General features: G+C 72.2%; 18 protein-coding genes and 1 pseudogene. 10 read left to right on the top strand and 9 right to left on the bottom strand.

Going from position 1 to position 24,082, the window contains the following annotated elements; all coding sequences use genetic code 11:
- Nucleotides 1-41 precede the first annotated feature (41 nt).
- The 7 genes and pseudogenes from BKK81_RS37090 to BKK81_RS19330 all read left to right on the top strand — a co-directional run bounded on the left by BKK81_RS37090 (nt 42) and on the right by BKK81_RS19330 (nt 8,010).
- A pseudogene (locus BKK81_RS37090) lies at nt 42-1,886 on the top strand (ABC transporter ATP-binding protein).
- A 142-nt stretch (nt 1,887-2,028) separates the two neighbouring features.
- Entirely contained in the window at nt 2,029-3,666 is a 1,638-nt protein-coding gene (locus BKK81_RS19350; protein WP_071016885.1) for an ABC transporter substrate-binding protein, read from the top strand.
- On the top strand, nt 3,663-4,631 hold the full coding sequence (locus tag BKK81_RS19345) for an ABC transporter permease (protein ID WP_071016883.1): 969 nt from the start codon (nt 3,663-3,665) through the stop codon (nt 4,629-4,631). Before BKK81_RS19350 ends, BKK81_RS19345 begins: the two co-directional genes overlap by 4 nt.
- A gap of 2 nt (nt 4,632-4,633) precedes the next feature.
- Nucleotides 4,634-5,554: an ABC transporter permease gene (locus BKK81_RS19340; protein ID WP_083384265.1), complete on the top strand. Its 921-nt coding sequence runs from the start codon at nt 4,634-4,636 to the stop codon at nt 5,552-5,554.
- Nucleotides 5,555-5,614: 60 nt separating this feature from the next.
- Nucleotides 5,615-7,345 (top strand): dipeptide ABC transporter ATP-binding protein, encoded by a 1,731-nt coding sequence (locus BKK81_RS19335; protein WP_071016881.1) that lies wholly within the window; start codon nt 5,615-5,617, stop codon nt 7,343-7,345.
- A gap of 90 nt (nt 7,346-7,435) precedes the next feature.
- A complete protein-coding gene (locus BKK81_RS35495; RefSeq protein WP_156811393.1) occupies nt 7,436-7,579 on the top strand; it encodes a hypothetical protein in 144 nt (47 codons plus the stop codon).
- An 86-nt stretch (nt 7,580-7,665) separates the two neighbouring features.
- Nucleotides 7,666-8,010, top strand: coding sequence for a DUF3088 domain-containing protein (locus BKK81_RS19330; RefSeq protein WP_071016879.1), 345 nt, complete (start codon nt 7,666-7,668; stop codon nt 8,008-8,010).
- A 45-nt stretch (nt 8,011-8,055) separates the two neighbouring features.
- On the opposite strand, the gene BKK81_RS19325 is transcribed toward BKK81_RS19330, so the two are convergent.
- The 9 genes from BKK81_RS19325 to BKK81_RS19285 all read right to left on the bottom strand — a co-directional run bounded on the left by BKK81_RS19325 (nt 8,056) and on the right by BKK81_RS19285 (nt 19,513).
- Nucleotides 8,056-9,876: a dipeptide ABC transporter ATP-binding protein gene (locus BKK81_RS19325; protein WP_083384264.1), complete on the bottom strand. Its 1,821-nt coding sequence runs from the start codon at nt 9,874-9,876 to the stop codon at nt 8,056-8,058.
- Nucleotides 9,873-10,814: an ABC transporter permease gene (locus tag BKK81_RS19320; RefSeq protein ID WP_071016877.1), complete on the bottom strand. Its 942-nt coding sequence runs from the start codon at nt 10,812-10,814 to the stop codon at nt 9,873-9,875. The genes BKK81_RS19325 and BKK81_RS19320 overlap by 4 nt, the downstream gene beginning before the upstream one ends.
- A gap of 86 nt (nt 10,815-10,900) precedes the next feature.
- Nucleotides 10,901-11,866, bottom strand: coding sequence for an ABC transporter permease (locus BKK81_RS19315; RefSeq protein WP_071016875.1), 966 nt, complete (start codon nt 11,864-11,866; stop codon nt 10,901-10,903).
- 46 nt (nt 11,867-11,912) lie between these two features.
- Nucleotides 11,913-13,523 (bottom strand): ABC transporter substrate-binding protein, encoded by a 1,611-nt coding sequence (locus BKK81_RS19310; RefSeq protein WP_071016874.1) that lies wholly within the window; start codon nt 13,521-13,523, stop codon nt 11,913-11,915.
- 98 nt (nt 13,524-13,621) lie between these two features.
- On the bottom strand, nt 13,622-15,079 hold the full coding sequence (locus tag BKK81_RS19305) for a leucyl aminopeptidase family protein (RefSeq protein ID WP_071016872.1): 1,458 nt from the start codon (nt 15,077-15,079) through the stop codon (nt 13,622-13,624).
- Between the two features lie 54 nt (nt 15,080-15,133).
- Nucleotides 15,134-16,114: a tripartite tricarboxylate transporter substrate binding protein gene (locus BKK81_RS19300; protein WP_071016870.1), complete on the bottom strand. Its 981-nt coding sequence runs from the start codon at nt 16,112-16,114 to the stop codon at nt 15,134-15,136.
- Between the two features lie 172 nt (nt 16,115-16,286).
- On the bottom strand, nt 16,287-17,252 hold the full coding sequence (locus BKK81_RS19295; protein ID WP_071016868.1) for a bifunctional helix-turn-helix transcriptional regulator/GNAT family N-acetyltransferase: 966 nt from the start codon (nt 17,250-17,252) through the stop codon (nt 16,287-16,289).
- 162 nt (nt 17,253-17,414) lie between these two features.
- Complete coding sequence (locus tag BKK81_RS19290; RefSeq protein WP_083384263.1) at nt 17,415-18,461, bottom strand: tripartite tricarboxylate transporter substrate binding protein; 1,047 nt, start codon at nt 18,459-18,461, stop codon at nt 17,415-17,417.
- A 68-nt stretch (nt 18,462-18,529) separates the two neighbouring features.
- Nucleotides 18,530-19,513, bottom strand: a complete 984-nt coding sequence (locus BKK81_RS19285; RefSeq protein ID WP_157903317.1) for a Bug family tripartite tricarboxylate transporter substrate binding protein — start codon at nt 19,511-19,513, stop codon at nt 18,530-18,532.
- Nucleotides 19,514-19,959: 446 nt separating this feature from the next.
- On the opposite strand from BKK81_RS19285, the gene BKK81_RS19280 reads away from it, so the two are divergent.
- From BKK81_RS19280 to BKK81_RS19270, 3 genes are all read left to right on the top strand, one after another.
- On the top strand, nt 19,960-20,970 hold the full coding sequence (locus BKK81_RS19280) for a tripartite tricarboxylate transporter substrate binding protein (protein ID WP_071016867.1): 1,011 nt from the start codon (nt 19,960-19,962) through the stop codon (nt 20,968-20,970).
- Nucleotides 20,971-21,079: 109 nt separating this feature from the next.
- The gene (locus BKK81_RS19275) at nt 21,080-21,910 is read left to right on the top strand and encodes an enoyl-CoA hydratase/isomerase family protein (RefSeq protein WP_071016865.1); all 831 of its coding nucleotides are present in this window, start codon (nt 21,080-21,082) and stop codon (nt 21,908-21,910) included.
- Nucleotides 21,911-21,914: 4 nt separating this feature from the next.
- Complete coding sequence (locus tag BKK81_RS19270; protein WP_071016864.1) at nt 21,915-24,065, top strand: acetate--CoA ligase family protein; 2,151 nt, start codon at nt 21,915-21,917, stop codon at nt 24,063-24,065.
- Nucleotides 24,066-24,082: the final 17 nt, after the last annotated feature.

The following is a 24,082-nucleotide window of genomic DNA, read 5'->3' as shown; positions in this document are numbered from 1 at the left end:
CCCCATGGCGGCGCCCGCCGCCGCCCACTCCGGAGCCAGCGATGAGCGCGCTGCTGGAAGTCGAAGGCCTGCGCATCGCTTTCGGCGCGCAGCCGGTGGTGCATGCGCTGAACTTCGCCGTCGAGGCCGGGCAGACACTGGCCCTGGTCGGCGAGTCCGGCTGCGGCAAGTCGGCCACGGCACTGGCGCTGATGCAATTGCTGCCCCGGCCCGGACACATTGCCGCCGGCAGCGTGCGGCTCGACGGCCGCGAGCTGCTCGGGCTGCCGCCGGCGGCACTGCGCGCGCTGCGCGGGCGCGACATCGGCATGGTGTTCCAGGAGCCGATGAGCGCGCTCAATCCGGTGCAGACCATCGGCGCGCAGATCGCCGAGGTGCTGCATTGCCACCAGCGCCTGTCACGCCGAGCGGCGCGTGCCCGCGCGGTGGAGCTGCTCGACCTGGTGCGCCTGCCCGAGCCGGCGCGCCAGCACGATGCCTATCCGCACCAGCTCTCGGGCGGGCAGCGCCAGCGCGCGATGATCGCCATGGCGATCGCCTGCGGGCCGCGCCTGCTGATCGCCGACGAGCCCACTACCGCGCTCGACGTCACCATCCAGGCGGAGATCCTCGGCCTGCTCGACCGGCTGCGCCGCGAGCTGTCGATGGCGCTGCTGCTGATCACGCACGATCTCGGCCTGGTGGCACAGTGGGCCGACCGCGTGGTGGTGATGTACGCCGGACGCAAGATGGAGGAGGGCGGGGCGCAGGCGCTGTTCGCCGCGCCCGCCCACCCCTATACGCGCGGCCTGCTGCGCGCCTCGCTGCGCCTGGCGCAGCAGCGCTTCTACCGCGACGGCCCGCTCGACGAGATCCCCGGCAGCGTTTCCTCGGCCGCGCAGGCCAGCGGCTGTCCGTTCGCGCCACGCTGTGCCCAGGCGGAGACCGGCTGCGGCGCGAGTCCGCCCGAGCCGCGGCCGCTGCCGGGCGGCGCGGCCGATGCCCGCCTGGTGGCCTGCGTGCCGGTCCTGCGCGCGGCGGCAGCGTCGGCGCCCGCGCCCGCGCCCGCGCCTGTACCTGTACCTGTACCGGCTGGCACATCCCTCTCCACTGCGCTGGCCTGACCTGCCTCTATGTCTTCCTTGCTCTCGGTGCAGGACCTGCACGTGCACCACGTTCGCCGCGGCGAATCCATCCATGCCGTGCGCGGCGTGTCCTTCACGCTCGCGGCCGGCGAAACGCTCGGGCTGGTCGGCGAATCGGGCTGCGGCAAGTCCACGCTCGGCAAGGCCATCCTGCAGCTGCTGCCGGCCAGCGCCGGGCAGGTGCGGCTGGACGGCGCCGAGCTGGGCACGCTGGCACCCGCGGCGCTGCGCGCGCTGCGCCCGCGCATGCAGATGATCTTCCAGGATGCGCAGGCCTCGCTGAATCCGCGCCGCACCGTCGGCGACGCGCTCGACACCCTGCTGCGCGTGCACGGTGAGCGCGATGCGCGCCTGCGCCGGCAGGCCGTGCTGGCCATGCTCGACCGGGTCGGCCTGCCGGCCGGCGCGCTGGCGCGCTACCCGCATGAGTTTTCCGGCGGGCAGCGCCAGCGCATCGGCATCGCCCGCGCGCTGCTGCTGCGCCCGGCGCTGGTGGTCTGCGACGAACCGGTGTCGGCTCTCGACGTGTCGATCCAGGCGCAGATCCTCAACCTGCTGGTCGAGTTGAAGGCAGAGTTCGGCCTGGCCTACCTGTTCATCTCGCACGACCTGGCGGTGGTGCGCTACCTGGCCGACCGGGTGATGGTGATGCAGGCCGGGCGCATCGTCGACGGCGGCGCGCAGCCGGAGTTCTGGCAGGCGCCGTCGCATCCCTATACGCGCGCGCTGATCGCCGCCGCGCCCGATGCCGCCGGTCCATAGCCGCCGGTCCACAGCTGCCGGCCGCCGGCCGCTGGCTGCAGGCCGGTGCGCGCCGGCATGAGCAAATCCGGAATCCTTCGTTGGGATGGCAGGCTTGTCTGCTTAGACTTTTCCCCACGTTATTGCAAAGGAGTCGAGGATCATGGCGGTTGGGTTGTTGTCGCGCATCGCGCGGGGCCTGCGCGCGCAGCGCGGCCGGCGCGCGGGCCTGCGCCTGTCGGCGCTGGCGGGGGCCGGCTTGCTGGCGTGGGGTGTGGTGGCCGGTGGCACGGCGATGGCGCAGGCCAAGCCCAAGACTGGCGGCACGCTGGTGGTGGGCCAGTACCAGGAGCCCACCGTCTACGACCCGAACCGGCAGTATTCGTGGGAGACCTACCGCGTCGACAAGCACATCTACGAGTCGCTGCTGGCCGAGGACCTGTCCCATCCGGCCAAGGCGGGACCGCCGCCGCTGGTGCCGGCGCTGGCCACCGCCTGGCAGGCCAGTCCCGATGCGCGCACCTTCACCTTCCAGTTGCGCCGCGGCGTCAAGTTCCATGACGGCACCGATTTCAATGCCCAGGCGGTGCGCTTCAACGTGCGCCGTTTCACCGATCCCGCCTTCGAGTACTACGACGTGCGCGCGGCGGCGACCATGAAGCCGGTCTACGGCAACCTGCAGGAACTGAAGGTCGTCGACGACTACACCGTACAGTTCGTCTTCAAGGGACCGTTCACCGATTTCCCGCGGCTGCTGCCGCAAGGCAACTACGTTTCCGGCATCTTCAGCCCGGAGGCGCTGAAGAAGTACGGCCAGGACGGGCTGGCGCTGCACCCGACCGGCACCGGACCCTACAAGTTCGTCGAGCGCGTGCACGGCGAGAAGACCGTGCTGGTGCGCAACGAGCAGTATTGGGGCCCGCGTCCGCTGCTCGACCGCATCATCTTCCGTCCCATCCAGGACGACGCGACCCGCCTGGCGGCGCTGCGCTCGGGCGAGATCGATATCCTCACGCGCGTGCCGGCCGATGCCGCCGACGGCCTGGAGAAGAGTGGCTACACCGTACACGACAGCACCACCGCCGGCGAACTGTTCCTGAGCTGGAACTACCGCAATCCCTACACCAGCAAGCTCGCGGTGCGGCAGGCGGTGCTGCTGGCGATCGACCGCGAGGGATTGGCGCGCACCATCTTCAAGGGCCGCGCGCAGGCCGCCTACAGCCTCTACAACATCGGCAACAGCGCCTACGATCCGGCCCAGCGCGACTATCCCTACGATCCGGTGCGCGCGCGCAAGCTGCTGCAGCAGGCCGGCTACAAGGACGGCGAGGTCCACTTCACGATCATCACCGACGTGGCCAACCAGCCGTCGATCGAATGGATCCAGCGCGATCTCGCCAAGGTCGGTATCAAGGTCGACGTGGTCTCGCAGGAGTGGCTCACCTACACCAGCAAGCTGGCCAACCTGGCGCCGGAGACCGGCCTGTTCACCATGGAGTGGGGCTTCGTCACGCCCTACTGGTTGAAGCTGGCCTACGACGGCTACGTGGTCACGCGCGGCGGCGGCGAGAAGGTGGTCGACCCGGCGGTGGCGCAGGCGATCGCCAAGGCCACCGCGCAGACCAGCGAAGGCGCGGCGCTGGCGGCCTGGAAGCAGGCCAACGGGCTGGCGCAGCGCGAGGCCCTGTTCGTGCCGCTGGTGACTTTCCGCAACCACTTCGCCAGCAGCCCCAAGGTGCAGGGCTTCAACGTGCCGGCGCAGAACTTCTACGACCTGACCCGGGTCTCGCTGCAGAAATGAGCCGCGCCATCGTGCTGCGCCTGCTGCAGGCCCTGCCCATCTTCCTGGTGGTCTCGGTGCTGGTGTTCCTGGCTGCCCATGCCGGCGGCGGCGATCCCATCACCAATGCGCTGGGCGGCACGCTGACGCAGGATTCGCTCGACGCCATCCGGCGCGAGTACGGGCTCGACCGCCCGGTCTGGGTGCAGTACGGCCTCTGGCTGCAGCACCTGGCCGCCGGCGACTGGGGCACTTCGCTGGTGCTGCGCACGCCGGTGTTCGAGGTGCTGGGGCGCAGCTTCGCCAACACGCTGGTGCTGGCCGGGGCGGCGGTGCTGCTGTGCCTGGCCGGGGGCGTGGCGGTGGGGGTGGCCAGCGGCCTGCGGCGCGGCACCTGGCTGGACGGCGCCGCCATGCTGCTGATCCAGGTCGGGCACAACTTCCCGGTGTTCTGGTCGGGACTGCTGCTGATCTGGGTGTTCGGCGTCAAGCTGCAGTGGTTCCCAGTCTCGGGCATGTACGACATGCGCGGCGAGCAGGACTGGCCCGACCTGCTGCACCACCTGGTGCTGCCGGCGCTGTCGGCCGCGCTGATCTCCATGCTGGTGCTGGCGCAGCTGGTGCGCGCGCAGGTCATCGAGATCCTCGGCTCCGACTACCTGCGCACCTTCCGCGCCCAGGGGCTGCCGCGGCGCGTGCTGCTGGGGCGCCACCTGGGCCGCAACCTGCTGCCGCCGGTGCTCAATGTCACCGGGCTGCAGATCGGCTACCTGCTGTCCGGCGTGATCTTCGTCGAGAACGTCTTCAACTGGCCGGGCATCGGCACCCAGCTCTACAACGCCGCCGCCGGCAAGGACTATCCGATGATCCAGGCCGGCGTGATGCTGGTGACGGCGTGCTTCATCGCCGTCAACCTGGCCACCGACATCGCGCTCGACCTGCTCAATCCGCGCCTGCGCGGGGGCGTCGCACAGGGGCAGCCGTGAACATGCCGTCGACCGAGTTCACATCGGCGCCGACACCGGCACCAACATCGGCACCCACACCAACACCGGCGCCGGACGCCGCCGGCGGTGCTCCGCGCCCGGCGTGGCGGCGCTTCGCCGGCAACCGGCTGGCGCTGGCCGGGCTCGCGCTGATCCTGCTGGTGCTGGCGGCCACGCTGCTCGCGCCCTGGCTGGCGCCCTTCGATCCGGACGCCGCCGATCCGCTGCAGCGGCTGGCGCCGCCTGGCACGGCGCACCACCTGCTCGGGCTGGACGCGCAGGGGCGCGACATCGCCAGCCGCCTGCTGTGGGGCGGCCGCCGCGCACTGCTCGGCAGCCTGCCGCCGGTGGTGCTGGCGGTGCTGCTGAGCCTGGCCCTGGGCCTGCTGGCGGGCTACTACCGCAATCCCTGGTCGGCGCTGATCATGCGGATCATCGACATCCTGTTCGCCTTCCCCATGGTGCTGCTGGCCATCGGCCTGGCCACCGCGCTCGGGCCCGGCACCTGGGCGGTGGCGCTGACGGTGGTCGCGGCGGCCACGCCCTACCTGACGCGCGTGGTCTATGCCGCGGTACGGGCCGAGCGCGACAAGGAGTACCTGGAAGCGGCCCGCGCCGGCGGCGCCGGCGCCGCCGCCGTGCTGCTGCGCGAGCTGCTGCCCAATGTGGCCAGCGGTGCCGTGGTCTACGGCACCACGCTGGTGGGCGGCATGATCGTGTTCCAGGCCGGGCTCAGCTTCCTCGGCCTCGGCACGCAGCCGCCGCAGGCCGACTGGGGCCGCATGGCGGCCGAAGGCGTGCAGGTGATGGTGCTGGGCGCGCCGCACGTGGCGACCGCGCCGGCACTGGTGATCGTGGTGCTGGCGCTGTCATTCAACTGGCTGGGCAACGGCCTGCGCGATGCGCTGGATCCGCGCGACTGAGCCGGGCCCGGCCTCCATGACAACGCGAAACGCCGGCACGGGCCGGCAAGGAAGCCTGCGATGAGTCTCCTCAGCATCCGCCAGCTCGGCATCGAATTCACCGGCGCGCACGGGCCGCAGCGCGTGCTGCACGGGGTGGACCTGGAGGTCGGCGCCGGCGAGGTGGTGGCCGTGGTGGGCGAGTCGGGCTCGGGCAAGAGCCTGACCGCTGCCGCCGTGATGGGCCTGCTGCCGGCACGCGGCTGCCGCGCCTGGGGCCAGGTGCGCTTCGACGGGCGCGAACTGCTCGGGTTGCGCGAAGCCGAGCACAACACGGTGCGCGGGCAGGGCATCGGCATCGTCTTCCAGAATTCACTGTCTTCGCTCGACCCGTCCTTCCGCATCGGCGAGCAGATGGCCGAAGGGCTGCGCTACCGGCTCGGCCTGGGCCGCGCGCAGGCCGCCGCCACCGCGGGCAGCTGGCTGGAGCGGGTCGGCATACGCGAGCCGGGGCGGGTGCTGCGCGCCTACCCGCACGAGCTGTCGGGCGGCATGCGCCAGCGCATCCTGATCGCCATGGCAGTGATGGCGCGGCCGCGGCTGCTGATCGCCGACGAACCCACCACGGCGCTCGATCCGACCGTGCAGAAGCAGATCCTGGACCTGCTGCGCGATCTCCACCGCGAGGACGGCACCGCCATCCTGCTGATCACCCACGACTTCGGCGTGGTGTCCTACCTGAGCGAGCGCGTGGCGGTGCTGCGGGCCGGCCGCGTGGTCGAGCACGGCCGCACGGCCGACGTGCTGCGCGCGCCCGATCATCCTTACACGGCCGCCCTGCTGGCGGCCGTGCCGCAGGGCAGGGCGCCGGAGCCGGCGTCGGTGTCCGTGCCGGCGTACGAGGCGGGCGCGCCGGGGCAGGGCGACGGCGCGGTGCTCGCGCTGCGCGGTATCGGCCGCCGCTTCGGTAGCGCTGGCGGCGGCGGTGTCGGCGGCTGGCTGCGGCGTGGCGCGGACGAGGTGGTCGCCCTGCAGCCCACCGACCTGGCGCTGCGGCGTGGCGAGATCCTCGGCCTGATCGGTGAATCGGGCTCGGGCAAGTCGACCCTGGCGCGTCTCGCGGCACGCCTGCTGGAACCCTCCGGCGGCAGCGTGCTGGCCGGCGGCCAGGACGTCACCGCCTTGCACGGGCGCGCGCTGGCGGGCTTCCGGCGCGACGTGCAGTTCGTCTTCCAGGACAGCGGTGCCTCGCTCAATCCGCGCCGCACCATCGGCGCGCAGATCGCCGATCCGCTGCTGCGCCTGGGCGTGGCGCGCAACGCCGCCCAGGCGCAGGCACTGGCCGCGCAGGCGCTGGAGCACGTCGGACTGCAGGCACAGCACCTGGCGCGCTACCCGCACGAGTTCTCGGGCGGGCAGCGCCAGCGCATCGGCATCGCGCGGGCGCTGGCGCCGCGCCCGGCCTGCGTGATCCTGGACGAGCCGACCTCGGCGCTGGACGTCTCCATCCAGGCACAGGTGCTGGCACTGCTGCGGCGCCTGCGCGACGAGCTCGACCTGACCTACCTGTTCATCAGCCATGACCTCGGCGTGGTGGCCTCGTTCTGCGACCGCATCGCGGTGATGGAGCGCGGGCGCATCGTCGACCGCTTCGCCAGCGCCGCGCTGCACGATCCTGCCCGGCACGCGGCCACGCGCCGCCTGCTCGATGCGGTGCTGCCGTTGCCGCTGCCGCATCAGGTGCCGCATCAGGTGCCGCTTCATGCGCCGGTGATGCAGGACGCCACGGCGCCGGCCCGGCAGGCGGCCTGACCACCGTTCTTCGCCGCCGACCACTTCGAGCGGGCGGCCATATCCACAGGCCCCGGCGGGATGGCCGGCGGCGGCACCAGGAGCCATGACATGAACAAAGCAAGAGATCTCGACCAGCGCGCGCCGCGGCGCGCCGTCTCCAGCCACAACCCGCTGCGGCACAAGACGCAGGTGCCGGGTGCCCATGACCTGAACGGCGAGACCACCCGCCTGAAGGAAGGGCGCACCTTCTGAGTCCGGGCGTGGCGGCGGGCAGCCATGCCGCCGCCACGCCCGATCACATCCATCCTCGACCCAGTCCACCGCTATCACCGACCACCATGAGCCGCGACCGCCTTTTCCTGCTGGAACCCGGATTCACCGATGCCGCTCGTCCGGGCGAGCGCTTCGTCTGCCCCGACTGCCTGCCCATCGAAGGGCTGCTGGCCGCCGACCCGGCGCGCGCGGCGCGCCTGGAGATCGTGCGCGTGCCGTTCGCGCGGCCGCGCGCCGCCGTGGCGGCCGTGCTCGGCCCCGACAACCAGGGCCTGCCGGTACTGGTGCTGGATGGCGACGCCGCGCCGCCGGCCGACGCGCATGTCCATGGCGTGCTGCGCTTCGTCACCGATACGCGGCGTATCCTCGACCTGCTGGCCGAACGGCACGGCTTCCCGCGGGTGCATTGAGGACGCCTGCCCGGCCTGCCCCGCCCTGCGCTGCTCCTCCCTGCTTCAGGCTCTGGCGGCCAGCGGCCGCCGTCCGTGCCCCAGGTCGGGCACTGCCGCCAGCAGGCGGCGCGTATAGGGGTGGCGCGGCGTGTCCAGCACGGCTCCGGCCGGACCGCATTCGACCAGCTCGCCCGCCTGCATCACGCCCACCTGGTCGCACATCTGGCGGATCACTGCCAGGTTGTGGCTGATCAGCAGATAGGTCAGGCCCAGCTCATCCTGCAGGTCACGCATCAGGTTGAGGACCTGCGCCTGCACTGAGACATCGAGCGAGGAGGTGGGCTCGTCGCAGATCAGGAAGTCGGGCCGGCTGACCAGCGCGCGCGCCAGCGCGATGCGCTGGCGCTGGCCGCCGGAGAACTGGTGCGGGTAGCGCCGCGCCGCATCGGCCGGCAGGCGCACGCGCTGCAGCGCCTGGGCCACCCGCTCGCGTATCGCGCCGGCATCCAGCGCCGCGTCGCGTGCCCGCAGCGCCAGCAGCGGCTCGGCGACGATGCGCCCGACGCGCCAGCGCGGGTTGAGACTGGCGTAGGGATCCTGGAACACCATCTGGAAGCGCCCCAGCAGCGCGGCGGCGGCCTGCGTGCCGGACCAGGGATCGATGCCGTCCAGCGTCACGCTGCCGGCGCTCGGGCGCAGCAGGCCGGCGATCATGCGGGCGACGGTGCTCTTGCCCGAACCGGACTCGCCCACCAGCCCGAAGGTGGTGCCGCGCGGGATGGCGAAGCTGACTTCGCGCGCCGCCTGCAGCACGCGGCGCGGCTCGCGCGCCAGGGTGCGCAACAGCCACGGGGCGGACAGGTCGAAGCGGCGCGACAGGCCGCTCACCTGCAGCAGCGGCGCGGCGCCGGCCGGCATGTGCACGGTTGGCAAAGGCTGTGCGGCCTGTGCCGGCTGCGCGGCCACGGCGAGCGGCGCGGGCGGCACCGCGTCGTCGGGCGTGGGCAGTCGCCGCAGGCGCCGGTCCAGCGGCGGTATGGCGGCGACCAGTGCGCGCGTGTACGGCGCGCGCGGGTGCTCCAGCACCTCGGCCACCGGGCCGCTCTCGACCACGCGCCCGGCCCGCATCACCATCACGCGGTCGGCCACGCCCGCGATCACGCCCATGTCGTGGCTGACCAGCATCAGCGCGGTGCCGCGCTCGCGGCACAGGCGGCGCAGCACCTCGATCACCTGGGCCTGCACGATGACGTCGAGCGCGGTGGTGGGCTCGTCGGCGATCAGCAGGGCAGGGTCGGCGCACAGCGCCAGGGCGATGGCCACGCGCTGGCGCATGCCGCCCGAGAGCTGGTGCGGGTATTGGCGCAGCCGGGCCTCCGCCTGCGCGATGCCGACCGCCTGCAGCAGCGCCAGGGCGCGCTCGCGTGCTTGCGACGGCGTCAGCGGCAGGTGGGTGCGGATGGTCTCTTCCAGGTGGCGCCCGATGGTGAGCACCGGATTGAGGCTGGTCATCGGATCCTGGAACACCATGCCGATGTGCTTGCCGCGCAGGCGGCGCCGGTCTTCGGCGCCGAGCGTGTCGATGCGCTCGCCGCGCAGCCATATGCTGCCGGCGCCGAGATGGCCGCCGGGGTCGAGCAGGCCGGCGATGGCCTTGCCCAGCATGGACTTGCCGGCGCCGGACTCGCCCACCACGCCGAGGATCTCGCCCGGCGCGAGCGTGCAGCCGACCTCGGCGAGGATGCTGAGCGGGCCGCGCGGGGTGTCGAAATGCACCGACAGGCCGTCGACGCGCAGCAGCGGTGGCGCGCTGCTGGAGGGCGGGGAAGGCAAGGAGGGCGCGGGAGGCGGCGGCGCGCACGGCGCCAGGGCTTGGGTGGTCATTGCAGCTTGGGGTCGAAGGCGTCGCGCAGCCAGTCGCCGAGCAGGTTGACCGACAGCGCCAGCGCGAGCAGGGTGAGGGCGGGGAACAGCAGGATCCACCATTCGCCGGAGAAGAGGAAGGCCTGGCCGATGCGGATCAGCGTGCCCAGCGAGGGCTGGGTCGCCGGCAGGCCGACGCCGAGGTAGGACAGGGTGGATTCCGCCACCACGGCCAGGGCGAAGCTGAGCGTGCCGATCACCAGCACGGGCGCCAGCATATTGGGCAGCAGGTGGCCCAGCAGGATGGCGTTGCGCGAGCGGCCGCTGATGCGCGCCGCGGCGATGTAGTCCTTCTGTTTCTCGACCAGGGTCACGCCGCGGATGGTGCGCGCGTACTGCACCCACTCGGACAGGGCGATGGCGAGGATGATGACGTACACCGCCATGTCGTCGCGATAGCCCTCCGGCAGCAGGCCGCGCGCGATGCCGAAGATCAGCAGCGCCACCAGCAGCACCGGGAAGGTGAGCTGGATGTCGGCCACGCGCATCACCAGGGCGTCGAACCAGCCGCCGGCATAGCCCGCCAGCAGCCCCAGCGCGACGCCGGCCAGCAGCGACAGCGCTACCGCGGCGGCGCCGACCAGCAGCGAGACGCGCAGGCCGTAGAGGATGGCCGACAGCAGGTCGCGTCCCTGGTCGTCGCTGCCGAGCGGGTAGAAGGCGCCCGAAGGGCCGTGCCGCCACGGCGGGGTGAAGGCGTCGAGCAGTTCCAGCGCGGCCGGGTCGAAGGGATTCTGCCGTGCCAGCCAGGGCGCCAGCAGCGCTGCCAGCAGGAGCAGCCCCAGGGTCAGCAGCGCGGCCTGCACCGCGCGCGAGCGCGCCAGCGTGCGCAGTGCCGCGTGGTCGGACTGGCGCCAGCGGGCCAGCAGGCCCGGGCGTGGAAGAGGCGGTTGGCTCATGTCGGGGCGGGAAAGGTGGAGGGTGGAACGTTGGCGATGAGAGGACGGGGCGGCGCGTGCAGGCACGCTCGATCGCACAGGCACACTCAGGCGCGCCGCAGGCGCGGATCGGCCAGCGCGTAGACAAGGTCGACCACCAGGTTGATGACGACGTAGAGCAGCGCGATCAGCAGCAGGTAGGCGGCGATCACCGGCACGTCCACGGCCTGGATCGAGGCGATGAACAGCGCGCCCAGGCCGGGCCACTGGAACACCGTCTCGGTGACGATGGCGAAGGCCACCAGCGAGCCGACCTGCAGCCCGGCGATGGTGATCACCGGGATCAGGGTGTTGCGCAGCGCGTGGCCGTAGACGATGCGGCGCTCGCCGAGCCCGCGCGCACGGGCGAAGCGCACGTAGTCGCTGCGCATCGCTTCCAGCATCTCCGCGCGCACCAGGCGCTGGATCAGGGTGAGCTTGAACAAGGCCAGCGTGGCCACCGGCAGGATCAGCGACAGCCAGCCCGAGGCGGTCAGCAGCCCGGTGCTCCAGCCCCCCAGCATGACCACCTCGCCGCGCCCGAACGAGGGCAGCCAGTGCAGCCGGACCGCGAACAGGTAGATCAGGCCGATGCCGATCAGGAAGGTGGGCAGCGACACGCCCACCAGCGAGGCGGCGGCCAGCAGCCGGCCGGTCCAGCCGTCGCGCCGCAGCGCGCCGCGCACGCCCAGCACGATGCCGCCGAGCAGGGCGACGAGCGCGGCCACCGCCGCCAGTTCCAGCGTGGCCGGCGCGCGCTCGGCGATGACCTCGGTGACCGGGCGCCGCACGCGGTAGGAAATGCCGAAGCGGCCGTGCAGCACGTTGTCGAGATAGCGCGCGAACTGCACCGGCACCGGCTGGTCGAAGCCGAGTTCGGCCACCAGGCGCTGGCGTTCCGCCAGCGAGGCATCTTCGCCCAGCAGGCTCACGGTGGGATCGCCGAGATGGCGGAACACCAGGAAGGAGAGGAAGGAGACGGCCAGCAGCACCAGCAGCGACTGGCCCAGGCGGCGCATCAGATGGACAAGCATCGGCGTAGCGTGTGGCGTGTGGGTTGTGCGGGAGCGGGCGGCGGCGTCATCCCTTGGCCAGCTTGAACAGCTTGAAATAAGGCGTGTTCGACGGATTCACCGGGATGTCGAGCTTGCGCACCATCGCATAGGTCTGGATCTGGTCGTGCAGCGGCAGGTAGATCAGCTCCTTCTGCACCGTGGTCCAGATGCTGCGGATGGTCTCGTCGCGCCGGCGCGCATCGCCCTCGGCGGCCAGCGAGACGATCTTGGCATCCAGCTCGGCATTGCTGTAGCGGGTGGCGTTGGTCGCCCCGCGCGAGTTCTTGCCGCGCGAATGCACCAGGTAGTCGAAGATGTAGGCCGAGTCGTAGGTCGGCACGCCCCAGCCGTACAGGTAGAAGTCGGTGTCCAGGTTGTTGATGGCCGCGGTCTGGAGCGCCAGCGGACGCGCGGCCACCGTGGTCCTGACGCCGATGCGGCCGAGGAAGCCGGCCGCGGCCTGGCAGATCGCCTCGTCGTTCAGGTAGCGGTCGTTGGTGCAATGCAGGGTGATGGCGAAGCCGTTGGGATAGCCGGCTTCGGCCAGCAGCGCCTTGGCGCGTGCCACGTCGCTCTTGCCGACCACGTCGAAGGCCTTGTCGTAGCCGTGCACGAAGGGCGGGGCGATGATGTTGGTCGGTACCGACAGGCCGCGCATGACCGCGGTCTTGATGGCGTTGCGGTCGATCGCGAGCTGGAAGGCCTCGCGCACGCGGCGGTCCGCCAGCGGGTTGCGGTCCTTGACGTCGGCGTACTTGAGCGGGGCGCTGCCCACGTTGAGGCCGAAGAAGATCACGCGGTTCTCGGCGGCCTGGTTGACCCGCAGGCGCGGCTCGGCGCGCAGGCGCGCCGCATCCTGGATGGGCAGGTCCTGCACGAAGTCGACCTCGCCCGACAGCAGCGCCGCCACGCGCGTGGCCGGCGACTTGATCGGCAGGTACACCAGTTCGTCGATCTCCAGCGGGAACTGGCCGCGTCCCCAGTACTGCGGGAACAGTTTCAGCACGGTGCGCACGTCCTGCTCGCGCGACGCGATCACATAGGGGCCGGTGCCGTTCTCATGGCGGGTGGCGTAGGTCTCCTCCTTGGCGGAGGCGTTCTGCGGCTGCTCGACGTTGTGCGCCTTGGCCCAGGCCGCGCTCAGGATCTGGATATTGGTCAGGCTCTCGGGCAGCAGCGGGTTGGGGCCGGCGGTCTTGATGCGCACCACGAACGGCGAGACCTTGCTGACTTCGGTGATCGACACCAGCAGGGACTTCATGTCCGAAGTCGGGGCCCTGGCGCGCTGCAGGGAGAAGACCACGTCATCGGCGGTGAAGAGGCTGCCGTCGTGGAACTTGACGCCCTTGCGCAGCTGGAATTCCCACACGGTGGGATCGTCGGTGCGCTGCCAGGAGGCCGCCAGCGTCGGCAGCAGCTTGCCCTCGGCGGTGCGGATGATCAGCGGCTCGTAGACCTGATGCAGCAGGTTGTGGTTGGGGCCGTTGTTGAGCGCGTGCGGATCGAGCGTCGAGGCATCGGTCGAGCGCGCCCAGCGCACGGTCTCGGCGAGGGCCGGAGGCGCGGCGAGCAGGGTGGCGGCGAGGGTGGCGAAGGCGGCGGTGAGGGAGGCCGTGCGGGCCAGGCGTTGCAGCATCGGGAGGGTCTCCACGGGAAAGAGGGACAAGGTGGCAGGGCAGCGGGGCGCCCTGCGGAAAATCGGAACGCGCTGGTGGCGATGTTCAGTCGTAGTGCTCAGTCGCCCGGCGTGCCGCCGGCGCCGCCGAAGCGCTCGCACAGCCAGGCCGCCAGCGCGCGCAGGCCCTGCGCCTCGCCGCCGCGCGGACGGCCGGGGCGCGCCTCCGGGTTCCAGGCGAACAGGTCCAGGTGCAGCCAGGGCGTGCCGGCCGGCACGAAGCGCGACAGGAACAGCGCGGCGGTGATGGCGCCCGCGTGCGGGTTGGCGGCGGCGTTCTGCAGGTCGGCGCTGGAAGACTTGAGCATGGCCTGGTAGGGCTGCCACAGCGGCAGCCGCCACAGCGGGTCGGCCACGCGCCGGGCCTGCTCCAGCAGGCTGGCGGCCAGCGCATCGTCGTGGCAGAACAGGGCCGGCAGCTCGGGCCCGAGCGCCACGCGCGCGGCGCCCGTCAGGGTGGCGAAGTCAATCACCAGGGCGGTGGCGCCGTGCCGCGCGTCGAGCGCATGGGCCAGCGCGTCGGCCAGCACCAGGCGGCCTTCGGCATCGGTGTTCTCGATCTCCACCGAGAGGCCGTTGCCGGCGCGCACGACGTCGCCGGGGCGCAGCGCGCCGGCGCCGACGGCGTTCTCCACGGCCGGCACGAGCAGGGTCAGCTGTACCGGCAGGCGCGCCTGCATCAGCAGTTGCGCCAGCGCGATGGCGTGGGCGGCGCCGCCCATGTCCTTTTTCATCCAGCGCATGCCGGCGGCGGGCTTGAGGTCGAGCCCGCCGGAGTCGAAGCAGACGCCCTTGCCGACCAGCACCAGGCGCGGCGCGCCGGGCTCGCCCCAGTGCAGCGCGGCCACGCGCGGGGCCTGTGCCGCCGCGCGCCCGACCGCGTGCACCAGCGGGAAGCCCGCGCCGGGCAGCGCCTCGCCCGTCCATTGTTCGTAGCGCGCGCCATGCGCCCGCGCCAGCGTGCGCACCTCGTCGGCGAGCTGCTGCGGGCCGAGCACGTTGGCGGGGGTATTGACCAGGCGGCGCACCAGGCCGGTAGCGGCCGCCAGCGGGGCGACGGCGGCACGCTCGGCCGCGTCGCTGACCAGTTCGGCCACGGCGGAATCCGGGGCATCCTGGGTATCCGGTGTGCCGGCCTCCCAGCCGCCGGGCAGGGCGCCGATGGCCCAGCCCAGCGCAGCGAGCGGCCGCTCGGGCGCCACCGTGCCGGGTACGGCGGCCAGGGCGTAGCGGCGCGCGGGAAGCTGCGCCGGCAGGCCGGCGAGCTGCCACAGCGGCTGGGCCGGATCGGCGCCCGCCACGGCGCCGGCCAGCGCGCCGTCGGGTGCGGGCAGCAGCAGCGTGGTGCCGGCTTCGGCGGCGAAGCCGGTGGCGCGCACCCAGCGCGCCTGGGCCGCGGGCAGCACGTCGAGCAGCGCGGCGAGCCCGGCCGGCGTCACCACGTAGAGCGGCAGGGCGTCGTCGGCCGTGCCGGTGAGTCCGCGCGGCGGCGGGATCGGGGCGGAAGCGGTGCTCATGTCGAAGGCGAAGGCGCCGGTTGCGGGGCGGGAACGGCGGCTGGCGCGGCGGTGTCAGTGCAGCGAGATGCCGGCCGCGGCGATGACCGAGGCATAGCGGGGCAGGTCGCGTGTCAAGGTGGCGTCCAGCTCCTGCGGCGTCGAGCCGACCACGGCATAGCCGGCCTCTTCGAGCTGGGCGCGCACCGCCGGTGCCTGCAGCACGGCGGCGACGTCGCGGCTGAGCTTTTCCACCACGGCGGTGGGCGTGGCGGCCGGCGCGATCAGGCCCTGCCAGCTCTCCACGGCGAAGCCGGGCACGCCGGATTCGGCCAGGGTCGGCACCTGCGGCAGCGCCTTGGCGCGATAGGGCGTGGTGACCGCCAGCGCGGTCAGGCGGCCGCTGCGCACATAGTCGGTGACGGCCGCCAGCGTGATCAGCGTGGCGTCGATATGCCCGCCGAGCAGGTCCATGGTGGCGGGCGCGCCGCCGCCATAGGGGATGTAGTTGACGCGGATGCCGAGCTGGCGCGCCAGCATCTCGTGGGCGACATGGGCGATGCCGCCGTTGCCCGGCAGGCCCAGCGCGATCTCGCCGGGGCGCTTTTTCACCAGGGCCGCGTACTCGCCGAAGGTCTTCACGCCCAGGTCCGGGCGCACCACCAGGATCTGCGGATTGACCACCGCCTTGGTGACGCCGCGGAAGGCGCGGCCCGAGTCATAGGGCAGGCTCTTGAACAGCACGGCGTTCAGGGTCACGCCCTCGCCGGCCAGCAGCAGCGTGCTGCCGTCCGGCCGCGCCTTGGCCACCTGGGCCGCGCCGAGCGTGCCGCTGGCACCGACCACGTTGTCCACCACCACCGGGCGCCCCCACTTCTCGCTCAAGCGTGGCGCCAGCGTGCGGGCCAGCTTGTCGGCGCTGCCGCCGGCGGCCACTGGCACCACGATGCGGATGGCCTGCGCGGTGTCGTTGGCCGCGGCCGCGGGGCTGGCTGCCGCGAGGCCGGCGAACACAACCGTGACAGCGGTGGCAGCCATGGTGGCCGCGGCGCTCATGTTGCCAAGGGCCGCACGCAGGGCGGAGCGCAACGGACGCAGGGAACGGAGGGAGCGGAGCGGGGTGCGGCGGAACATGGCTGGCCCATCGTGTCGAAAGGGCCAGCTTAGTCAGCGCGGCGGCGCGCTCAAACGAATGTTTCCTCGTAAGGATATGCGGGGGAAGCCTGCGTCATGCGCGCCGCGTGAAGCGTTGTTCGACCACCTTGCTCCCCCACTGCTCGCCTTCCGCTTCACTGTGCAAGGCAAAGCCGAAGGCTTCGTACAAGTGGCGCGCGGAGTCGAGTCCCTTGAAGGTCCAGAGGTAGGTCTCGCGGAAGCGCGCGTCGACAAAGCGCATCGCGTGCGCGAGGAGCTGCCGCCCGATGCCGGCGCCGCGCAGGGCGTCGTCGACGATGAACCAGCGCAGGTGCGCGACCCCGGTGTCGAGGTCGCCGTCGATCGCCAGGGAGGCGAGGGCGCGCCCGTTCTCGACATACAGCCAGAGCGCCTTGCCGGCGGCGGGCAAGGCGCCGGCGAAGGCGGCGAGTTCCGTTGCGACCTTCTGTTCGAAGAAGGCGCCGAAGCCCCAGTGCTGCGCATAGAAGCGCGCGTGCAGGGCAGCGATGTCGCCGATGCAGCCGGGCTGGTAGCCCTCGACGATGCCGGCGGAGGCGGCGTCTGCCACGCTCGCCTTGCTGTCGTTGTCCTGCGCCAGCGCATCGGCATAGAGTGCCAGCGAGCGCAGCAGTGCCTGCTGGTCGGAGGGCAGCAGGCGCCGCAAGGCGCTCGACACCTGATCCGTGGCGAAGCGGTCGATCTTGCTGCGCAGGGTTTCGCCCGCCGGCGTCAGGTAGAGATTGGCGGAGCGCGCATCCTCCTGCGAGGCCCGCCGCGTCACCAGGCCATCGGCTTCCAGCCTGGCCAGTTGCCGGCTGGTGTTCGATTTATCGAGCCTGAGGATCTTGCCCAGGTCGCGCGCGCTGATGCCCGGCGCCATGCCGATCTCGAGAACGGCGTGGACGGCCGAGGGCGCCAGATCGCTTTCGGCCAGGGTCGCGCGCATGAAGCCCAGCTCGCGCACCAGTCGGCGGGAGAAGTCGCGCAGCTCCAGGATGGTGGTTTCGCGCGGGGTGGCGGGGACGTCGACGAGGTCCATGGTTGACTCGCTAAGGTGGCTCGGCTCGCACAGGTTGCGCTGCGCAACCCAATATAGTTGCGAGTCGCAACTTTGTCAAAGCGGGCGTTCCATCGGCGTTCCATCGGGCCCGGGAACTGCGGGGGCGCAGCGCCGGGCCTCGGCTCGCGTCTCCTCCCGGCTTCAGTCGACCGTGATGCGGTTGTCCTTCACCAGCTTCGCCCAGCGCGCCAGCTCGCCGTGCAGGAAGCGGGAGAACTCGTCCGGCGTGCCGCCGACCGGGACCACACCCAGCTCCGTCAGCCGTGCCTTGACCTTGGGGTCGTGCATGGCGGCGGCAACGGCCGCGGCGAGGCGCGCCACCACCGGAGCCGGCGTGCCCTTGGGCACGAAGACGCCATTCCACTCCAGCACCTCGAACCCCGGCAGGCCGCTTTCGATCAGGGTCGGCACGTCCGGCAGCGCCGGCATGCGGCGGGCCGATGTCACCGCCAGCGCGCGCAGCTTGCCGCTCTTGACGTAGGGAATGCCGGAGGCGGCGTTGGCGAAGTAGGCATCGACCTGCCCGCCCATCAGATCGGTCAGCGCGGGCGCGCCGCCCTTGTAGGGGATGTGCACCAGGTCGACCTTGGCCTGGCTCTTCAGCAGCTCGCCGATCATGTGGGCCGGGCTGCCCGGCCCGTAGGAGGCATAGGTGATCTTGCCCGGCGCCTTGCGCACCGCGTCGAGGAAGGCCGCCAGCGTCTGGTAGGGGGCGCCGGGCGGCACCACCAGGATGTTCGGCGCGGTCACCGCCAGCGAGACCGGGATGAAGTCCTTGACCGGGTCGAACGGCAGCTTGCGCAGCGCCGGATTGACCGCGAAAGTCGACGCGTCGTACAGCACCGTGTAGCCGTCGGCGGGGGCCTGGGCCACCGCCATCGCGCCGATGGTGCCGCTGGCGCCGGGCTTGTTGTCGACGATCACCTGCTGCTTCAGCGACTGCGACAACTGCGCGGCGATGATGCGCGCGGCATTGTCGGCGCCGCCGCCGGCCGAATAGGGCACGACCAGCCGGATCGGCTTGGCCGGGTAGCCCGCTTCGCCCTGCGCGCCGGCCGGCGCGCAGAGGCCGAGCGCGGCGCAGGCCAGCAGGGCGCCGACCAGGGCGCGGCGCCGGGCCGGCGCGGCCCCGCTGCCTGCGCGTGGCGCTTTGCGGGGGCAATGAGTGGGGACGAGGGGGAAAGTCATGTCGATCCAGGGTGTCGGGACGCGGGAGATCCCGCGCCTTATTGGGTAGGGGCTGATTCGGTGGCGGCCTATTCGATGGTGGCGCCGGAAGCCTGCACGACGCGCTTCCATTTGGCCGCCTCGCGTGCCATCAGCTCGGCGTAGGCCGCCGGCGACGCGATCAGCGGGGAGGCGCCTTCGGCGCGCAGGCGCGCGGCGACGTCGGGCAGGCGCAGCACCTTGTCGATGCGCGCATGGAGGTCGTCGATCACCGCGCCGGGCGTGCCGCGCGGCGCGAGAATGCCGTAGCTGAGCGTGCTCTCGAAGCCCGGCAGCGCGGCCTGCGCCACCGTCGGCACCTTGGGCAGCAGTTCGCTGCGCTGCGCCCCGGTCACGGCCAGCGCGCGCAGCCTGCCGGCGCGGATGAAGGGCAGCACTGGCGGGATCACGCTGAAGGTGAAGTCGACCTGGCCGCCCAGCAGGTCGGTCAGCGCCGGCCCGGTGCCCTTGTAGGGCACGTGGGCCAGCCGGATGCCGGCGGTATTGGCGAACAGCACCGCGGTCAGGTGCGAGCCGGTGCCGTTGCCGCTGGAGGCATAGTTGAGCGCGCCGGGCCGTGCCCGGGCCGCAGCGATCAGGTCCTTGGCCGTATGCAGCGGCGAGTCGGCCCGCACCACCAGCACCAGCGGCGTGCTGGCGATCGGCGCGACCGGCACCAGATCGTGCCGGGGATCGAAGCCGAGGTCGGCGTAGAGGGCGGGATTGACCGCGAGCGTGCCGGTGTGGCCGAGCAGCAGCGTGTAGCCGTCGGCACGCGCGCGCGCCACCTGCTTGGTGCCGAGGTTGCCGCCGCCGCCCGGCCGGTTGTCGACCACGATCTGCTGCGGCAGGCCCTCGCTGACCTTCTGCGCGATCAGGCGCGCGAACACGTCGTTGCCGCCGGCCGGCGCGAACGGCACCACCAGCTTCACCGGGCGCTCCGGCCACGGCTCGGCGCGGGCGGTGCCGGCGGCCAGGGTGATGGCGCCGGCGGCGAGCCAGGCCAGCGCGCGGCAGGCCCTTTGGATTCTCACGTCTGTCTCCCTGGCGCTGGCGGCCTGTCCCGCGGGGCCGTCACGCCGATGTTCTATATAAGAACCGTTGTTCTTTCCTGGAACAAAGTCTAGCGAGGCGGCTTTGCCGGCCGGAATCGGGATATACCCCGAACACGGGTGCCGGAGCGGCCTTCTCGATCTCTCTCGGTCCCCCCTCGATCTCCCTCGATCCTTCTCCGGCCACGTCCGATCCTGTTCGTCCGGGACCGACCCTGCCCGATCTCCATTGGACGGTTCGGCACATGGTCCCGCGCCGCGCCCGCAATTCCACGTCATGGAATTGCGGGGGTGTGCCGCAGGGCCCCGCTGACTAAGCTGTCTCCCATAACGAAACGCAAAGAAACGCACCCGCTTCCTGCCGCCGGCAGGGGCGCGGCGTCCCGCACCGTTCCCGCACCATTCCCGCACCGTTCCAGGAGACCAGCATGCCGTCATCCCGCGCCGTCCGCCTTCGCCTCAGGGCGACCGCGGCTTTCGCCTTCCTCGCCTTCCTCTGCGGTCTTGCCGCCGCGCTGCCGCGGCCGGCGCTGGCGGCGTTCCCCGACCATGCGCTGCGCCTGGTGGTGCCGTTTTCGCCGGGCGGCGGCACCGACCTGATCGCCCGCGCCATGGCCATCACCATGGCCGAGGACCTGGGCCAGCCGGTGATCGTCGACAACAAGCCCGGCGGCAGCACCATCATCGGTACCGAAGCCGTCGCCAAGAGCGCGCCGGACGGCTACACGCTGGTGATGGCGACCATGGCGCACGCGGTCAACCCGAGCCTGCACCGCAAGCTGCCCTTCGACACCGACAAGGCCTTCGCGCCGGTGATGCTGGTCGGCCGCTCGCCCAATGTGCTGGTGGTGCGCGCGGACAGCCCCATCCGCACCGTGCGGGACCTGGTCGCCCAGGCCAAGGCGCGGCCGGGCAAGGTCAGCTATGCCTCGCAGGGCTCGGGCACCTCGGCCCACCTCGCCGGCGAGCTGTTCAAGGCGCTGGCCAAGGTGGACCTCAACCACATCCCCTACCGCGGCGCGGGACCGGCCCTGACCGATCTGATGGGCGGGCAGGTCGACGTGATGTTCGCCACGGCCGCCGCAGTGGCGCCGCACCTGCTCAGCGGCAAGCTGCGCGCGATCGCGGTGACGACGGCGCAGCGCTCGCAGGCGCCCGGCCTGAGCAAGATCCCCACCATCGCCGAGAGCGGGGTGCCCGGCTACGCGGCCGATAGCTGGTACGGCCTGTTCGTGCCGGCAGGCACGCCGCCGGAGGTGATCGCGCGCCTGAACGCGGCGGCGAAGAAGGCGGTGGGCAGCGCGCTGTTCCGCCAGCGCGCCGACCAGGAAGGCCTGGCGGTCGGCGCCGGCACGCCCGACGAATTCGGCCGCTACGTCAAGGGCGAGAGCCAGCGCTGGAGCAAGGCCATTCACAACGCGGGCATCAGCGCCGACTGAGCCGCGCGGCCTTGCCGCTGTACGGGACCACAGAACCGTTCAGCAGAGCGGAACAGGACAGCAGGACCGCAGAACAGCACCACAGAACCGCCATTCACCGGATCGCACCATGGAACCCTACGCACTCATCGAACTGAACGTCGTCTCGGGCATTGCCCTGCTCGCCTTCAACCGCCCCGACAAGCGCAACGCCATGAGCGACGACATGCGCGCGGAGTTCATCGACGCGCTGGAGCACGTCGCCGCCGACCGCGAGATCCGCGCGCTGGTGATCACCGGCAAGGGCAGGGGCTTCTGCGCCGGCGGCGACGTCGCCGGCATGCAGCGCCGCATGGAGGCCCCGGCGGGCGAGGTCGCCTTCAACGGCTGGAGCCGGCAGCAGCGTGTGCACCACACCGTCAAGCTGCTGCACACCATGCCCAAGCCCACCATCGCCGCGGTCAACGGCGCCGCCGCCGGGCTGGGCGCGGACACCGCGCTGTGCTGCGACTTCGTCATCGCCTCGGAGGCGGCCTCGTTCTCCTGGTCCTACATCGACCGCGGCCTGATTCCCGACGGCGGCGGCATGTACTTCCTGCCGCGCCGCGTCGGCCTGTCGTGTGCCAAGGAACTGGTCTTCACCGGCCGCAAGGTGGCGGCGCATGAGGCGAAGGCGCTCGGCATCGCCGACCGGCTGAGCGCCGCCGACCGCCTGCTCGACGATGCGCTGGCCTGGGCCGCCGAACTGAGCCGCGGCTCGGCGACGGCGATCGCGCTGGGAAAGAGCATCATGAACCAGTCCTTCGAACTGCCGGCCGACCAGGTGTTCGCGCAAGGCAGCCAGGCGCAAGGCATCTGCTACACCAGCAGCGCGCACCGCGAATCGGTGCTGGCCTTCCTCGCCAGGACCGCGCAGGCCGGCATGCAGCCGGCGGCGGCACGCACCGCCAGCGAGGGGTGAAGCCATGAACGCCATCCAGCGTCTCGTCTCGCCGCGCAGCGTTGCCGTGATCGGCGCCTCCGCCGACCCGGCCAAGACTTCCGGCCGCCCGGTGTCCTACCTGCGCAAGCACGGCTTCGCCGGCGCGATCTACCCGGTCAACCCCAAGGTCGAGTCGATCGACGGCCTGCGCTGCTATCCCGACGTGGCTTCGCTGCCGGAGGTGCCCGACGTGGGCATCGTGCTGCTGGGCGCGGAGCGCGCGCACCAGGCGGTGCGCGCGCTGGCCGCCAGGGGCGCCGGCGCGGCCATCGTGCTGGCCAGCGGCTATACCGAGACCGGCGCCGATGGCGCGCGGCGCCAGGCCGAGCTGCTCGAGGCCGCCGGCGGCATGCGCCTGCTCGGCCCGAACACGATCGGCCTGGTCAACCTGACCGACGGCATCCCCTTGTCGGCCAGCGGCGCCCTGGAGATGGACCGCTTCCCGGCCGGCAGCATCGGCGTGGTGTCGCAGAGCGGCGGCATCCTCGGCGCGCTGCTGTCGCGCGCGGCGGCGCGCGGCATCGGCCTGTCCAAGCTGGTCTCGACCAGCAACGAGGCCGACCTCGACCTGGCCGACTTCGTCGACTACCTGGCCGACGACGAAGCGACACGCGTGATCGCTCTCTATGTCGAGAGCGTGCGCGATCCCGAGGCCTTCTGCCGCGCGGCGCGCAAGGCGGCGCGCGCAGGCAAGCCGGTGGTGGCCTTCAAGATCGGTCGCTCCGAGAGCGGCGCACGCGCCGCGGTCTCGCATACCGGCGCGCTGGCCGGCGCCGACCGCATGTACGACGCGCTGTTCCGCCAGGTCGGCGTGATCCGCGCGCAGACCTTCTCCGACCTGCTCGATGTCCCCGCCGCGCTGGCCACGGGGCGGACGCTGCGCGGCCAGCGCATCGCCATCCTCACCTCGACCGGCGGCGCCGGCACGCTGGTGTCCGACAGCCTGGGCGTGGCCGGCTTCGAGACGCCGGCGCCGGACGCGGTCACCGCCGCCAGGCTGCGCGCGCTGCAGCAGGGCGACCACGCCGCGCTGGACCGCAATCCGATCGACGTCACCCTGGCCGGGCTGCAGCCCGAGCTGCTGCGCGCCGCCATCCGCATCCTGCTGGACAGCCCGGGCTACGACGCCGTGGTGGTGGTGGTGGGTTCGTCCGGCGTCGGCATGCCGGACCTGATGGCCAACGCGATCCGCGACTGCCTGCCCGCCAGTGACAAGCCGGTGATCGCTTATGTGAGCCCGCACGCGCCCGAGGCCGCGGCGCTGCTGAACCGGCGCGGCGTGCCGGCCTTCGCGGCGCCGGAGGCGTGCGCGGTGGCACTGGAGGCCATGCTGGGCGCGGCGCGCGGCGCCTCCGCTGCCTGCCCGGTTACGGTCGATGCGGCCGAGGCCGGCACGGCGCCGCTGCCGCTGCCCGACCTGGCGTCCTTCGGCAGCGGATCGCTGGACGAGGCCGCGGCCAAGGCGCTGTTCGCCGGCTTCGGCGTGCCGGTCGCGCGCGAGGTAGTGGTGGGCGATGCCGAGGCGGCCCGCGCGGCCGCGCAGGGCCTGGGCGACAGCGTGGTGCTGAAGATCCTGTCGGCGCAGATCACGCACAAGAGCGATGTCGGCGGCGTCGCGGTCAATGTGGCACCGGCGGCCATCGCCGCGCGCATGGCGCGCATGGCGGCCGAGGTCGAGGCCGCCACCGGCGCGGCGCCGGCGCGCTACCTGGTACAGGAGATGGTGCGCGGCGGCGTCGAGGTCATCCTCGGCATGCACCGCGATGCGCTGGGCACGGCCATCCTGCTCGGCATGGGCGGGGTGGCCGCCGAACTGTTCGGCGACACCGTGCTGCGCATGCTGCCCGAGGGCCGCGGCCTGGCCCGCGCCGACGCCATGGAGATGATCGGCGCGCTGAAGACCGCGCCGCTGCTGCACGGCTTCCGCGGGCGTCCGCCGGCCGACGTGGCGGCACTGGCCGATGCCATCGTGGCCTTTTCGCGCATGGTGGCGTCGCTGGGCGGGCGCCTGCTCGAGGCGGAGATCAACCCGGTCTTCGTGCTGCCGCAGGGTCAGGGCGTGGTGGCAGCCGACGGCGTCGCGGTGCTGGCCGGCGCGCACGCTGGCGAGGCAGCCGTTTCCCCGGCAAACTGAGGCCGGCGCGGCATTGG

It is taken from the genome of Cupriavidus sp. USMAHM13 (genome assembly GCF_001854285.1).
In the GTDB taxonomy this organism is placed as follows: Bacteria; Pseudomonadota; Gammaproteobacteria; order Burkholderiales; family Burkholderiaceae; genus Cupriavidus; species Cupriavidus malaysiensis.
The sequence above is the reverse complement of the archived record's forward strand: the minus strand, read 5'-3'. Positions and strand labels throughout refer to the sequence as shown.

Bases quoted from the DNA above. Each gene is read 5' to 3' on its own strand.
- BKK81_RS19270 (WP_071016864.1), top strand. From the start codon at position 21,915: ATGAACGCCATCCAGCGTCTCGTCTCGCCGCGCAGCGTTGCCGTGATC.
- BKK81_RS19315 (WP_071016875.1), bottom strand. From the start codon at position 11,866: ATGCTTGTCCATCTGATGCGCCGCCTGGGCCAGTCGCTGCTGGTGCTG.
- BKK81_RS19280 (WP_071016867.1), top strand. From the start codon at position 19,960: ATGCCGTCATCCCGCGCCGTCCGCCTTCGCCTCAGGGCGACCGCGGCT.
- BKK81_RS19300 (WP_071016870.1), bottom strand. From the start codon at position 16,114: ATGAGCGCCGCGGCCACCATGGCTGCCACCGCTGTCACGGTTGTGTTC.
- BKK81_RS19350 (WP_071016885.1), top strand. From the start codon at position 2,029: ATGGCGGTTGGGTTGTTGTCGCGCATCGCGCGGGGCCTGCGCGCGCAG.
- BKK81_RS19320 (WP_071016877.1), bottom strand. From the start codon at position 10,814: ATGAGCCAACCGCCTCTTCCACGCCCGGGCCTGCTGGCCCGCTGGCGC.
- BKK81_RS19345 (WP_071016883.1), top strand. From the start codon at position 3,663: ATGAGCCGCGCCATCGTGCTGCGCCTGCTGCAGGCCCTGCCCATCTTC.
- BKK81_RS19340 (WP_083384265.1), top strand. From the start codon at position 4,634: ATGCCGTCGACCGAGTTCACATCGGCGCCGACACCGGCACCAACATCG.
- BKK81_RS19330 (WP_071016879.1), top strand. From the start codon at position 7,666: ATGAGCCGCGACCGCCTTTTCCTGCTGGAACCCGGATTCACCGATGCC.
- BKK81_RS19290 (WP_083384263.1), bottom strand. From the start codon at position 18,461: ATGACTTTCCCCCTCGTCCCCACTCATTGCCCCCGCAAAGCGCCACGC.
- BKK81_RS19305 (WP_071016872.1), bottom strand. From the start codon at position 15,079: ATGAGCACCGCTTCCGCCCCGATCCCGCCGCCGCGCGGACTCACCGGC.
- BKK81_RS19335 (WP_071016881.1), top strand. From the start codon at position 5,615: ATGAGTCTCCTCAGCATCCGCCAGCTCGGCATCGAATTCACCGGCGCG.
- BKK81_RS19310 (WP_071016874.1), bottom strand. From the start codon at position 13,523: ATGCTGCAACGCCTGGCCCGCACGGCCTCCCTCACCGCCGCCTTCGCC.
- BKK81_RS19295 (WP_071016868.1), bottom strand. From the start codon at position 17,252: ATGGACCTCGTCGACGTCCCCGCCACCCCGCGCGAAACCACCATCCTG.
- BKK81_RS35495 (WP_156811393.1), top strand. From the start codon at position 7,436: ATGAACAAAGCAAGAGATCTCGACCAGCGCGCGCCGCGGCGCGCCGTC.
- BKK81_RS19325 (WP_083384264.1), bottom strand. From the start codon at position 9,876: ATGACCACCCAAGCCCTGGCGCCGTGCGCGCCGCCGCCTCCCGCGCCC.
- BKK81_RS19275 (WP_071016865.1), top strand. From the start codon at position 21,080: ATGGAACCCTACGCACTCATCGAACTGAACGTCGTCTCGGGCATTGCC.